Origin of the sequence: Rhodococcus ruber, from assembly GCF_027270735.1 — a bacterium.
Lineage (GTDB): Bacteria > Actinomycetota > Actinomycetes > Mycobacteriales > Mycobacteriaceae > Rhodococcoides > Rhodococcoides rubrum_A.
The window spans coordinates 20,388-33,041 of sequence record NZ_JAPWIJ010000021.1 but is presented as its reverse complement, the minus strand read 5'-3'; the positions used below and the strand labels follow the sequence as shown (position 1 = coordinate 33,041).

The following is a 12,654-nucleotide window of genomic DNA, read 5'->3' as shown; positions in this document are numbered from 1 at the left end:
CAGCGCCACAACCCGCCGCAGCTTGACAAGTTACGGACCTGGGATGTCTAGGGCGCTCAGCAGCACGGCATCGAGTTCCCTGGCCGGCAGCATCGGCAACATGTGGTGGCTGCAGCCGGTCAGGACGACGGTGTGTGCGTTCGGGAGAACCTTCTCGACAGCGTCGGCAGCACGAGAACTGTTGTGCACCTTACTGTCACCGGCAAAGACGACGGTGACGTCCGCGGACAGCGTCGCCCATCGATCTGCCTTGGGGCGGCGGGGAACCACTGGTTTCGACGACGGGAAGTCGGCGCCTCGCTCGGTGAGATCGAGCCAGTCGGCGTCGAGCGGCGCTTTGTGTGTTTCCCACTGGATAAGCGAATGCATTCGCGCGCGAGTCGGGCGCACCAGAATCGGCACCGCGTGCAGTAGGTACGCCAGGCGCATGCCGGCGAAACACGAAGGGGGATCCAGCAGGACGAGGGTGCCGACGCGCTCCGGCCGGTGCAACGCGTACGCGAGCGCCACCGTTGCCCCGTATCCATGTCCGACCACCGACGTTCGCGTGACCTCGAGGGTGTCGAGAACTTGATCGAGCCAGGACATCAGGTCGTCGACTGTGCGGATCGGTTTCGGACCGACGATGCTTCGTCCGGGGTCGCCCATCGGGTCGATTGCGAAGACCCGGTTGCCCCGGGCGAGGGTCGCGACGTTGTCGAACCAGACGGTCGATGTTGCTCCGCCACCGGGCAGAAGCACCACCGGAGGTCCGTCGATGGGTCCGCAGGCGTTGACTCGGGTTGTGCCGTAGTCGGATTCACTGTCGATTGTGTCGATGGGCGGCGGCCACTTCGCCAGCACGCGGTCGTAGGCCGAAAAGAATCCGTCAGCTGCGGTGCTATCGCTGAACCGACTCACGGAACCTCCCTAATATCTCGACAATCGAGATATTAGATCATCGTGATAGTTCTGGGCAACACTCTCCAGAAGGCTGAATCCGTGGACGAGGAACTGCACAATGCTCCATCTACCGTGCACCGACTACGCGCGCTCACCGCGGAACTCGATCGCTTGGGCGGGGACGGGTGCGGCGGGGACCGACCACATCGCTGGCACCACGCGCAACGGTCGAATCGCCGACAGGCTCTGGGCGGACGCACTGTTCGTGGAGAATGACCGGCAATCGAATCAACCTCCATGTTCCACGTTGCCGGTCATCACCTGAGTTACTCGCTGGAGACGTCGATCAACACCTTGCCGACAGTTCCGTTTTCGACAGCGTCGTGTGCGGCGGCGGTCTCACCCAACGAGTAGCGGTGCAGCGGTAGGCCGGTGGCTTCGCCCACCTCGAGCACACCTGCTGCTGCCGCCGCGCTGACGTCCGCCTCGGCGTTCCGCAGAGCCTCGTCACCGACGGTGTAGAGGAGTACGAACTGGTAGCGGGTGTTGAGCACCATGTTCGGCCGAACGTCGAGGGTCACGGTGTCGCCACCGTTGTTGGCGTAGACGGCCACCGATGCGCGGTTCGCTCCCACAGCAGCGTTGAGCGCGGCGTTCTGTGCGGGAGCGACCTCGACGACGAGATCGATTCCGACGGGGACCAACTCGCGGATTTCAGCGGCGGCGTCGCCGGCCTTGTAGTTCACCACGTGGTGCGCGCCCGCGGCGGTCGCCAGTGCGCCCTTCTCCGGCCCGCTGACCGTAGTCACCACGGTCGCGCCCGCCCAACGGGCCAACTGGATCGCGGCATGGCCGACGGCACCGGCACCACCTGCGACTAGTACCGACTTGCCGTCCAGCGCGCCCGGGTGCAGCCGGATGGGTCCGTCTTCGGAGACGGTCAGTGCGCGGTGCGCCGTCATCGCGGGCACTCCGAGGCTTGCGCCCACGTCGAATCCGACGCCGTCGGGCAGAGGCACCACCCGGGAAGCGGGCAGGATTGCAAACGACTGTGCCGTTCCAGTGGGACGCTGGTGCTGGGCCAGGTACACCCAGACACGATCTCCAACGGAGACGCCGTCGACATCGGGGCCGACCGCGTCCACCACTCCGGCACCGTCCTGGTTCGGTACCACCTCGTCGAATGCCAGCTTCTCACCCGGGCCGGAGCCGGTTCGGTTCTTCCAGTCCGTCGGATTGACGCCCGAGACCACGATGCGGACGCGGACTTCGCCTGCGGCGGGCTCGGTCACCTCGCGATCCTTCAGCTCGAGGACGGACGAATCGCCGGTGCGGGTGTACACAATTGCTGGAGCAGTCATATCCGGTCCAACGCGCTCGGCCCACCCCGATGTTCCCTGCGGCCCCATCGGGGTATGCATGAGTGGTCATCAGTGCTGTCAGAGAAGAGATGGATCTTTCATGAATCACAACGACCTACTCACCGACGCGTTCGGCCGGATCAAGGAACTCGTTCACTCGGTGTTGGACGACATCCCTGCTGCGGCGTTGGCCTATCGGCCCGACGCCGACGCCAACAGCATCGCGTGGTTGCTGTGGCACCTGACGCGGGTACAGGACGACCACATCGCGGGTGTGGCCGGGAGCGAACAGGTCTGGACGTCGGACTCGTGGTTCGAGCGTTTCGGATTGCCGTTCGACAAGTCCGACATCGGGTACGGCCAATCGTCCTCCGACGTCGCTCAGGTCACCTCGAGCGCCGAGTTGCTGCGTGAATACCACGACTCCGTGCACTCGAAAACCGTTGCTTACCTGAGCAGTATCTCGACCGACGATTTGGACCGGATCGTCGACGAGAACTGGGACCCGCCCGTCACGTTGGGTGCGCGCCTGGTGTCCGTGGTCTCCGACGACCTTCAGCATGCCGGGCAGGCCTCGTACGTTCTCGGCCTCTACACCCGGCAGGCCTAGTCGTCAGGCGTAACGCCTCTGCAGGTTCTCCAGCGTCTTTCGAATGTTGCGACGCTGGAACTGCGGGAACGTCTTGCCGCTGGTGACGATTTTGTCGAACACGAGTGCCAGGGCGTCGGGCCATTTCGTTCGGTCGTCGGTCCAGGTCTCGGTGACTTTCGTGCCGCCAGCGACCTGCTCGAAGTCGTATCGCCAAGTTGCGTTCGCGCCCTTGATCTTCGGAGTGCTCTTGCCGATCGCGTGGACGCGGAACTCGAAGGTCTTGCCCGGGTCCGCCGCCGTGACGGTACAGCGAGTGATCCACTTCGCCCGGCCGCGCTTGTTGGTTCCGTCGAACACCATTCCTACGTAAGCACTCTCGCGAGGTTCGTGGACCGTCGCGCCGGTATTTTCGGGGCTCCACTGCCCCATCTTGGTGGGGTCGCTGATCGCAGCGTAGAGAGTGTCGGCGTCGGCGTCCACGACGATGCTGTCGGAGACCGCGAGTTCGCGTTTCATGAAGGCGCACCGTTCTTCAGGCCGGGATGGATACGAGTGAGCATGGGCACCAACAGGGTTCGCGGAGTGATCTGAGCGAAGATCGATCCGATGCGGTTGGCCGGCCCGGGGATCGAGACCATGCGTCCCTTGGTCATGTCGTCGACGGCAGTCTTGGCCACTGCTTCTGCCGACACCCACATGATCGATGGAAGTGCCTTCTCTGCATCGTCTTTCGCGAAGCCGGCCGCCTCACCGAATCCGGTCTGCACCGGTCCGGGGCACAGCGCGGTGGCGGTTACTCCGGTTCCGCGCAGTTCGCCGGTCAATGACTGGGTGTAAGAGAGAACAAACGCCTTGCATGCGCCGTATCCGGCTTGGCCGGGCAGGGGCTGGAACGCGGCGGTCGATGCGACGTTGAGCAGCGCGCCGCGTCGGCGTTCGGTCATGCCGGGGAGGAACCGGGTGCACAGATCCGCGACGGCGACCACGTCGACCTCGATCATGTTCATTTCCGCATCCGGATCCGATTCTGCGACGGGTCCGAGGGTGGAGAGTCCGGCGTTGTTGATCAGAATGTCGGGGATCAGGCCGAGATCGGTGATGCGGCCGAGCAGTTCGGCGCGCGCAGTGCGGTCGGAGAGGTCAGCGGCCAGCACCTCGGCACGGACGCCTTGTGCTCGGATCTCCTGTGCCAACTCTTCGAGCTTGTCGGCGCGTCGGGCGACGAGGGTGACACCGTGGCCTCGGGAGGCGAGTTGGCGAGCGATGGCGGCCCCGATGCCGGAGGACGCTCCAGTCACGACGGCAGTCCGGTCGGGTGCGGGACGAGGAAGGCTCATGCGTCCCACCGTAGCGAACGCGTGTTGTGCAGCGCATTTGAACCTGAATGAGAGGTTAGCCTAGGGTTACTTTAACGTCCCTTTGCTTGTCGAAAGGTAACCATGTTTTCTGCTTCACCGACCGGTCGACGGACTACGCGCCGCGCAACCCTGCTGTCCGCGCTCACGGTGTCGGCCCTTGTGGTCGGCGCATGTTCGAGTACCGATACCGCCGAGGAGCCGCAGGCGGGAAGTGACTTCGCGGCTGTCACCATCGACTCCGCGCTGGGGCAGGCGGTCATCACCGAGAAGCCGGAGCGCATTGTGACTCTCGGCCAGGGCTCGGCCGAGACGGCGATCGCGCTGGGCACCGTCCCCGTCGGCGTCGAAGAGTATTCGTGGGGTGCCGACGACACCGGGTATCTGCCGTGGGTTCACGACGCGGTGACCGAATTGGGGGCCGAACTTCCCCAGCAGTTCACGGGCGGTACCGAATTGAACATCGAGGCCGTCGCGGCGCTCGAACCGGACCTGATCCTGGCACCGTGGTCCGGGATCACGCAGGATCAGTTCGACAAGCTCAGTGCCTTCGCCCCGGTGGTTGCGTACGAGGAGCAGCCGTGGACAACTACCTGGGAAGACCAGATCACCGTGATCGGCAAGGCCATGGGTGAGGAGGAGAAGGCTGCGGAGGAGATCGACAAGATCGAGAGCCGCTTCGCGGACGCCGCCGCCCAGCACCCCGAGTACGCGGACGTGAGCTTTTCGTACATCTACAACACCGGCCCCGGCACGCTCGGCGTGTTTCTCGCCGACGAACAGCGCGTCGCGATGGTTCGCGGTCTCGGGTTGCAGGTCGATCCGGTGGTGAACACGCTCGACGAGACCGAGGGCACCGACTCGTCGGTCATCGGGTTGGAGAACGCGAATCTGTTGGACGACTCGGACCTGATCTTCACGTTCTACTCGGATCCGCAGAACCGCACCGACACCGAGAATCAGCCTGCATACAAGCAGATCCCGGCCGTGTCCCGCGGTTCGGTCGTTGCGCCGACTGATCAGTCGTTCGTCACAGGGTCGTCCATCATCAATCCGCTGACTGTGCCGTGGGCACTCGAGCGATATGTGCCGATGATCGATGAGGCTGTCGCGAAGCTCGACGCGAACTAGGTCACCGGTCGGCCGATCGATCGGAGCGGAGACGAGCAGGATCGGCTTCACGCAGGTCGCGTACAACCGCAGGGTGTCTGATCGAAACATCCAGCTCGACAATCTCTTCCAGCCCCGCACCGTGTTCTCGGTGCGGGGCTGGTGTGTTTGTGTGGGGCTGGTGCGTTTGCGTGGGTCAGGCGATGTGGGGGCCTGCGCGGGCGTGGGATTGTCTGGGTTGTCGGTAGGGGTCGACGGTTGCCGGCGGGATGAACCAGGGGTGTTGATCGGTGCCGATGAACACTTCCCAGTCACTGTGGTGGATGAGTCGGTGGTGGAATCCGCACAGGAGGACGAGGTTGTTCATGTCGGTGGGGCCACCATCACCCCAATGCCAGATGTGGTGGCCTTCGGTCCAGGCTGCGGGTTTCCCGCAGCCGGGGAAGGCGCAGCCGTGGTCACGGGCGGTGAGGGCGCGTTTCTGTTTCGCGGTGACGGTGCGGGCGGTGCGGGCGAGGTTGATCGGGGAACCGTTCTCATCCATGACGATGGCGGTGAGAAGACAATCGCAGGCCAGCTGCCGGGACGTCTCGCGGGAGAGTGGCCCCATCCACGGCAGCCACCCGACGGTGGTGCCGTCACCGAACAGGTCCCGATACGCGCGACGATCAGAGACCGGTCCACTGTCACAACCATCGGCACCACCGCCGCTGGTGCTGCTGCTTGCGCTATCGGATTCGGTTGCGGTGACGGTGTTCTCGCCACTGCCACTGCCACTGCATTTGTCACCTGCGCCTGCGCCTGCTGCAGTGTTGCGGAGGTCGGTGAGATCACGCAGGGTGATGTGCAGGTTGACGTGCGGTTTTTCTCCGCCTTCGGTGGGTCGGTTGCTGGAGGCGAGGTAGCGGTCGAGGATGTGTCCGAAGGCGTCGGCTCGGCGTCGGGCGGGGCTGCGTTCGTCTTGGGTGCCGTCGGCGGCGGGGCGGGGTTCGGTCAACGGTGAGAGGGCGGTGAGCAGCTTTTCGCCGGTGATCGCATCGAAATCCATCTTCGCCACCAGACGTCCGTTGAGGGTGGTGGAGGCGAAGAGTTCGTTGCGGTCGGTGTCTTCGGCAGGTGGTGTCTTGCCGCCGTAGGTGTCGTGGAGGCGGGTGATCGCTGCGCGCAGTGGGCCGGTGCGGGCGTCGGGTCCGGTGGCGGCGGTCAGCAATGCTGCTCTGGCGACGTCCTGGCCTTCCGGGGGGAGGTTCTTCGGTGGTGTTTCGGCGAAGGTGAGGATCAGGGCGGCGTGGTCGACGGAGATGCTGCCGGTGTTGACGGCGTCGGCGATGTCGGGGAAGTTCTTCAGTCCGCGGGCGAGGGCGACGATCTTGGTGGCTTTGCCCGGGGAGAGCAGTGTGGTGGAGGTCAGCCACCCTGCTGGGCCGGGGAAGCCGAGTTTCTCGCGGCTCACGCGGGTGTCGATGTCGGCGACGAGCGCGATCCGGCGGGCTTCGAGGAGTTGGATTTGGTGGGAGACCGCGGTGGCGTCGGCGAGGAGTTCTGCCTCGCTCAGTTGCCAGATCGCGGTGGTCATGGAGTGAAGTGTATCGAACATGCATTCGACTGTCAATGATAGTCGAATCGAAAACTATTGCCCTGCATAAGGATTCGCGAATCGAGACCTGTCGGTGGCCTGTGGTAGATGCTCGATGGCACCCAAAGATCACATGAGACGGCCATTGTTCAGCAATTTGCTTTCAAAATGACGGTTCGTCGTCTGCGACGCCTAATCTCCGCGCCATTGATCTGCCAATTCAGCTGCCTATCTGATGATTCGGGGCGTCCTTTGGACACGTTTGGGCTGAGGTCAGTGGGCGGCTGCCGCAGGAAGCTTGAAAGTGGAGTGGCCTCATTGCGGCGTCCCGGCCGGCGTGGTGCGCGTCGCGCAGTTGATGCCTACGAACTCTGGACAGGGCAAGACTGCACTCACCCCTGGCGGGCCTCCTCACGAATGGAGACTCTCGGGGTTCGAGAATCCGGCGCGTCAGTACACCTCGCGCTGACGTTCCTGTTCCAGCACCTGCTCGAGGTCGCTCAATCGGTTCATCGACGACACCTGCCTCGCCGTGCGGTGATTGAGTGCCAACATCTCGCGGTGCCGGTGCACGAAGGCCCAGTAGCCGGCGGTGAAGGGGCAGGCGTCGTCGCCCAGTCGCTTTTTCGGGTTGAATTCGCACGGCTTGCAGTAATCGGTCATGCGGTTCAGGTACGCCCCGCCCGAGGCGTAGGGCTTGGTGGCGATCACTCCGCCGTCCGCGTGCTGACTCATGCCGATCACGTTCACCGGCATCACCCAGGCGAACCCGTCGACGAAAGCCGTTGCGAACCAGTCGGTCAACGCCCGCGGGTCCCAGGCATGTTGCAGCGCAAAGTTTCCCAGGATCATCAACCGCGGAATGTGGTGCACCCAGCCGCGGTCGCGCACACCGTCCACTGTCGACGACAGGCACTTCGCCACCACGGCGTCGCCGTCCAACTCGAGTAGCCAATCCGGCAGTGGCTCATGGGCTTCGAGCTTGTTGCGCTCGAGGTACTCCGGCCCCATATGCCAGTACAGATGCCACACGTATTCGCGCCAGCCGAGAATCTGCCGAACGAAACCCTCCACGCTCGCGAGCGGGGTGCCGTCGCGATGGGCGTTCTCGGCGGCGTGCGCCACGTCCAATGGCTGCAGCAGACCGAGGTTGAGCGGGACCGACAACAGCGAGTGCGACATCGTCCAGTCGTCGGCCATCACCGCGTCCTCGTATTTGCCGAAGTCGTCCAAACGGTAATTGATGAAGTGCGACAACGCTTCCGAGGCCTCAGAGGCAGTTACTGCGAACACTCGTGGCCCGTCGACTCCGACTGTGTCGAGGTCCCAGTCGTCGAGGTCGGCTCGCACCTTGTCGTCGACGGCATCCTCGGTCGGCCACCACGGTTCCTCCACACCCAGGGTCAGACGTCCCTTCGGAGGTGGCGATTGGTTCTCTGCATCGAGGTTCCACTTTCCCGATACCGGGTCGGAACCGTCCATCAGTACACCGAACTTCTTGCGCTGCTCGCGGTAGAACGTCTCCATCCGGAAGGTGCCGCGCTCGGCCGCCCAATCGGCGAACTCTGCCCGGGGGAGCGCGAACATCGGCGTCGGCAGAATCTCCGACACCAGGCCCTCCTCGTGCAAGGCGGCGACGAACTTCTCCGCCGCGTGTGAGGTGGGCTCGAACACCACCACGGGCTTGCCGTACTCGGCCAACCCTTCGCGGTACGTCTCGGTCTGCAGATAGGTGACGCGATCACTCATCTCCTCGGCCAGATGACGCATTCCCGACAACACGAGATGGAGCTTCTGTCGGTGGTATCGCCTGCGTCGAAATACGCGCCGCGACTCGATCATCAGCACGTCTCGCTCGGCATGCTCGTCCACCGAGTGGAAGTGCGGGCCGAGCTGATCACCGAACAACCACAGAGCGTCCATTCTCGGAGTGTTCTCCCGGAGCGACGAAGGCAAACCAGCGTCCGGCGCATGGCCGGCCGGTGAACACTATGGCCGACCCAGGCGCGCCTTACTTGACCGCCGACCGTCCATCGCATGGACTGACCCGATGCACGCTGAGTCTGCGCTTTCCAGAAGGACGTTTCTTCGCTCGTCATCGGTGGCCGTCGCAGTGGCCGGAGTCGCCACGACATTGCCCGCGACCGCACACGCGCAGGGCAGCGATCGAGGCTTCCTGCACGGGGTGGCGTCGGGAGATCCGTTGCCCGACGCGATCGTTCTCTGGACCCGCATCACCCCCACGCCCGACGCCACCCCGGGCTCGGGCGTCGGACCGCAGGTATCGGTGACGTGGCGCATTTCCCGTAGTCCGGACATGGGCGACGTCGTCTCCTCCGGCACCGTCTCGACCGGCCCCGATACCGATCACACCGTCAAGGTCGACGTCGACGGCCTCAGCGCAGACACCACGTACTTCTACGACTTCCGGACGAGCGACGCGGCATCGGCCGTCGGCACCACGCACACCGCTCCGGCCAACGATGCCGACATCGACGCGATGCGCTTCGGCGTCGTCTCGTGCTCCAACTGGGAGTCGGGCTACTTCGGGGCCTACCGGCATTTGGCCGCCAGGACGGACCTGGACGCCATCGTGCACCTCGGCGACTACATCTACGAGTACGAGACGGGCGGCTTCCCGGGGCGCGACGGCGTCGTTCGGCAGCATTCGCCCACGCACGAGATCGTCACGCTCGCCGATTACCGTCAGCGCCACGGTCAGTACAAGTCCGACCTGGATCTGCAGGCCGCCCACGTCGACGTTCCGTGGATCTGCACGTGGGACGACCACGAGTCGGCCAACGACGCGTACGACGGCGGCGCCGAGAACCACACTCCGGCCACCGAGGGCGATTGGTACACGCGCAAGGCCAATTCGGAGCAGGCCTACTACGAGTGGATGCCGGTGCGCGCCGCAGGAACCGCGACCAACCGTCACCTGTACCGCAGGCTCCGGTTCGGCAACCTGCTCGAGCTCTCGATGCTGGACCTGCGGACCTACCGCTCGCAGCAGGTGTTGCCGTTCAACGGTCCCGAGGTCGATTCGCCCAATAGGACCATCACCGGTGCTGAGCAGATGCAGTGGCTCACGGACGGCATCGTCTCGTCGCCGACGCAGTGGAAGATCGTCGGCAATCCGGTGATGATCACGCCCACTCTCATCCCACCGCTCGATCGAGATGCGGCCAGGGCCGTCACCTCCCTGCTCGGCATTCCCGAGGGCGGTCTGCCCTACAACGCCGATCCATGGGACGGCTACACCGCCGACCGCCGCAAGCTGCTCGGTGCCATCGTGGACGCAGGCGTCGACAACACCGTCTTCATCACCGGCGACATCCACTCGGCCTGGGCCTGCGAAGTGCCTCTCGACGCGGCGCACTACGCCACCACCGAGCCTGCTGCCACCGAGCTGGTCGTCACCTCGGTGAGCTCGGCCAACATCGACGATCTGACGCACACCCCGCCGCACACGCTGGGCCGGGTCGCCGAGGAAGCGTTCAAGGCGCTCAACCACCACGTGAAGTTCGTCGACCTCGACAGCCACGGTTTCGGCGTCTTCGAGGTCACCAAGACAGCGGCTCGGATGGACCACTGGTTCCTCACCGCCAAAGAGGATCCGCAGACGGGCGTGTACTGGGGAGCGGGCTTCACCGTCGACTCCGGCACCCAGCGGCTTCGGGCGGCGGCACCACCACTGGGCTGACCCGCCATACTGGACGGCGTGGCTGTACCGAAAATCGTCCTGTTCTACGTGTTCACTCCATTGCCCGATCCCGAGGCGATCCGGCTGTGGCAACAGACGCTGGCCGCGTCCAACAACCTGACCGGACGCATCCTCATCTCCGAACACGGCATCAACGCGACGGTGGGCGGCGACGTCGACGACGTCAAGAGATACGTCCGGGGTACCCGCAGCTACCCGGCCTTCAAGTCGGCCGACATCAAGTGGTCCGACGGCCTCGGCAACGACTTCCCGCGGCTGTCCGTTCGAGTCCGGGACGAGATCGTCACGTTCGGAGCCCCCGGGGAACTGAAGGTCGACGCCGACGGAGTGGTCGGCGGTGGCACTCATCTGAGCCCGGAGCAGGTGCACGAGCTCGTCGATTCCCGCGGCGACGACGTCGTCTTCTTCGATGGTCGCAACGTCTTCGAGGCGCAGATCGGCAAGTTCAAGAATGCTGTGGTCCCCGACGTCGATACGACCCGAGATTTCGTTTCCCAACTCGATTCCGGTGCCTACGACCATCTGAAGAAGTCCCCGGTGGTCACGTATTGCACCGGGGGAGTGCGGTGCGAGGTGCTGTCCTCGCTGATGGTGGCCCGTGGTTTCGAGGAGGTCTATCAGCTCGACGGCGGAATCGTCCGATACGCAGAGACTTTCGGCGACGACGCGCTCTGGGAGGGCTCGCTGTTCGTCTTCGACAAGCGGATGGCACAGAACTTCTCCGACCACACCGCCGTCATCGGTCGGTGCAGTTCCTGCGGCAATCCGACGTCGCGGTACCAGGACTTCGACGGTGATGCCGGCCGTGGTCTGCGGTTGATCTGTCTCGATTGCGCCTGAGTGATGCTGCCCTTTCGGGACGGTCTCGCACCTATGAGACTGCTTCTACCGCATGGTGATCCGGCTACCACGATCGCGGAGTATCTGGAACGTGAGATGCCCCAGGACGACTGGCGGCGGGCCATGCGCGACGCCGAAGTGGTCGACGAGAAGAGCAGGCCCATTTCCATCGATACGCGGTACCGCGCAGGCAGTCAGGTGTACTTCTATCGCGTTCCAGCGCAGGAAGTTCCGGTGCCGTTCGAGATCGGTATCCTGCACGAGGACGATGACCTGCTGGTGGTCGACAAGCCGCACTTCCTCGCCACCATCCCGCGTGGTCGGCACGTCACCGAAACCGCGACCGTGCGACTACGCAAGCAGTTCGACTGCCCCGATCTCACACCCGCGCACCGACTCGATCGCGCCACCGCTGGGGTGCTGCTCTTCACCAAGACCAAGCATGCCCGACGGCCGTATCAGGAACTCTTCTCGACGCGGAACGTCGCCAAGGAATACGGGGCCGTCGCGGGATTCGATGCGGCACTGCAGTTTCCCCGCGTCGTGCGCAGCAGAATCTTGAAGGAGCACGGGGTGATGACGGCGTACGAGGAGCCGGGTGAGCCGAACAGTGAGACGCGTATCGAACTGGTCGACACATTCGGAGATCGTGCCCTCTATCGACTGTTTCCCAAGACGGGTAAGACCCATCAACTACGGATTCACCTGTCCTCGTTGGGAATTCCGATCGAGAACGACCCCTACTATCCGGTGTTCACCTCGGTTCCGGCCGATGACTTCACCCGGCCGTTGCAGCTCCTCGCCCGGGCTCTGAACTTCACGGATCCCCTCACCGGTGAGCCCAGGCGCTTCGTCAGCGCCCGAACCCTCGAGCTCTGACGGCCCGGCATCGTTCGTTCGGACGATTGTGACAATTGGGACGTGAGGTTAGCGTGTCGAGCGAACCATGTCCGACGACGAGAAGAGGAGAACAGCGTGAAGCGTCGTATTGCTGTTGTGTTGGGAGCGGCCGTTATCGCCGTTGCGTCGCCTGCGGTCGCGGTAGCCGATACCGGGAGCGCAAGCACCGGTAGCGCGAGTGGCGCGTTGTCGGATCTGTCGCGGTTGTGGGAGGCGTGCGCGCTGACCATCTTCACCGGGCAGTGCACCGGAATTGTGGCCACGATTCCTCAGTACGACATCCCCTGAATCGACCAACGCGCGCGCATTCGCCA

General features: G+C 64.2%; 12 protein-coding genes. 6 read left to right on the top strand and 6 right to left on the bottom strand.

The window, feature by feature from the left end:
* Window positions 1-30: 30 nt before the first annotated feature.
* Both O4220_RS27410 and O4220_RS27405 read right to left on the bottom strand, forming a co-directional pair.
* Window positions 31-900, bottom strand: coding sequence for an alpha/beta fold hydrolase (locus tag O4220_RS27410; RefSeq protein WP_269608702.1), 870 nt, complete (start codon window positions 898-900; stop codon window positions 31-33).
* 308 nt (window positions 901-1,208) lie between these two features.
* Window positions 1,209-2,243 carry an NADPH:quinone reductase gene (locus O4220_RS27405; RefSeq protein ID WP_269608701.1) on the bottom strand — a complete coding sequence of 345 codons (1,035 nt, stop codon included), beginning with the start codon at window positions 2,241-2,243 and terminating at the stop codon, window positions 1,209-1,211.
* 100 nt (window positions 2,244-2,343) lie between these two features.
* Between O4220_RS27405 and O4220_RS27400 the strand changes: the two genes are divergently transcribed.
* On the top strand, window positions 2,344-2,853 hold the full coding sequence (locus tag O4220_RS27400; protein WP_269608700.1) for a mycothiol transferase: 510 nt from the start codon (window positions 2,344-2,346) through the stop codon (window positions 2,851-2,853).
* A 3-nt stretch (window positions 2,854-2,856) separates the two neighbouring features.
* On the opposite strand, the gene O4220_RS27395 is transcribed toward O4220_RS27400, so the two are convergent.
* Together O4220_RS27395 and O4220_RS27390 are read right to left on the bottom strand one after the other, a co-directional pair.
* Window positions 2,857-3,351, bottom strand: a complete 495-nt coding sequence (locus O4220_RS27395; RefSeq protein WP_269608699.1) for an SRPBCC family protein — start codon at window positions 3,349-3,351, stop codon at window positions 2,857-2,859.
* Entirely contained in the window at window positions 3,348-4,172 is an 825-nt protein-coding gene (locus O4220_RS27390) for an SDR family NAD(P)-dependent oxidoreductase (protein ID WP_269608698.1), read from the bottom strand. The genes O4220_RS27395 and O4220_RS27390 overlap by 4 nt, the downstream gene beginning before the upstream one ends.
* 102 nt (window positions 4,173-4,274) lie before the next feature.
* On the opposite strand from O4220_RS27390, the gene O4220_RS27385 reads away from it, so the two are divergent.
* Window positions 4,275-5,321 carry an iron-siderophore ABC transporter substrate-binding protein gene (locus O4220_RS27385; protein WP_269608697.1) on the top strand — a complete coding sequence of 349 codons (1,047 nt, stop codon included), beginning with the start codon at window positions 4,275-4,277 and terminating at the stop codon, window positions 5,319-5,321.
* 175 nt (window positions 5,322-5,496) lie between these two features.
* On the opposite strand, the gene O4220_RS27380 is transcribed toward O4220_RS27385, so the two are convergent.
* Window positions 5,497-6,876, bottom strand: a complete 1,380-nt coding sequence (locus O4220_RS27380; protein ID WP_269608696.1) for an HNH endonuclease signature motif containing protein — start codon at window positions 6,874-6,876, stop codon at window positions 5,497-5,499.
* Window positions 6,877-7,326: 450 nt separating this feature from the next.
* Window positions 7,327-8,799 carry a cryptochrome/photolyase family protein gene (locus tag O4220_RS27375; RefSeq protein WP_269608695.1) on the bottom strand — a complete coding sequence of 491 codons (1,473 nt, stop codon included), beginning with the start codon at window positions 8,797-8,799 and terminating at the stop codon, window positions 7,327-7,329.
* Between the two features lie 127 nt (window positions 8,800-8,926).
* On the opposite strand from O4220_RS27375, the gene O4220_RS27370 reads away from it, so the two are divergent.
* The 4 genes from O4220_RS27370 (at window position 8,927) to O4220_RS27355 (ending at window position 12,628) form a co-directional block, all read left to right on the top strand.
* Window positions 8,927-10,579, top strand: coding sequence for an alkaline phosphatase D family protein (locus O4220_RS27370; protein ID WP_420030476.1), 1,653 nt, complete (start codon window positions 8,927-8,929; stop codon window positions 10,577-10,579).
* 18 nt (window positions 10,580-10,597) lie between these two features.
* The gene (locus O4220_RS27365) at window positions 10,598-11,440 is read left to right on the top strand and encodes a rhodanese-related sulfurtransferase (RefSeq protein ID WP_269608693.1); all 843 of its coding nucleotides are present in this window, start codon (window positions 10,598-10,600) and stop codon (window positions 11,438-11,440) included.
* A 3-nt stretch (window positions 11,441-11,443) separates the two neighbouring features.
* Entirely contained in the window at window positions 11,444-12,319 is an 876-nt protein-coding gene (locus O4220_RS27360; protein WP_269608703.1) for a pseudouridine synthase, read from the top strand.
* Between the two features lie 96 nt (window positions 12,320-12,415).
* A complete protein-coding gene (locus O4220_RS27355) occupies window positions 12,416-12,628 on the top strand; it encodes a hypothetical protein (protein WP_156399347.1) in 213 nt (70 codons plus the stop codon).
* The last annotated feature ends 26 nt before the right edge of the window (window positions 12,629-12,654 follow it).